The organism is Psychrobacter piechaudii (assembly GCF_900162825.1).
In the GTDB taxonomy this organism is placed as follows: domain Bacteria; phylum Pseudomonadota; class Gammaproteobacteria; order Pseudomonadales; family Moraxellaceae; genus Psychrobacter; species Psychrobacter piechaudii.
On record NZ_FUGE01000274.1, the window covers coordinates 1 to 280 of the forward strand.

Here is a 280-nt window from a genome sequence, read left to right on the forward strand (position 1 = left end):
AATTTTAGCTTACAACCCTTTAACGACTTCTTACGACAGTGTGTGTCGCCTTATATCCACCCCCTGAAGTGGGTGGTTTTACGGCGACTGGTGATAAATATCCTTTTTTGGTGGTAGTTCAAAAAGTAGGCTGGAAAAAACAGGCTGAGAAATTGATAAAATAGTGAAATACACATGACACTATAGTCAAAGAACGAATAAAGTGGTACACTAAAACTTATGGCATATTCAAGAGACTACCGACAAATGATTCTTAGCAAACTTGACGAAGGCTACAGCT

At 38.6% G+C, this 280-nt stretch carries 1 protein-coding gene; it reads left to right on the top strand.

The genetic code is table 11. The features are described 5' to 3' along the window. Nucleotides 1-38: 38 nt before the first annotated feature. On the top strand, nt 39-164 hold the full coding sequence (locus A1019T_RS13925; protein ID WP_279626193.1) for a hypothetical protein: 126 nt from the start codon (nt 39-41) through the stop codon (nt 162-164). Nucleotides 165-280 lie beyond the last annotated feature (116 nt).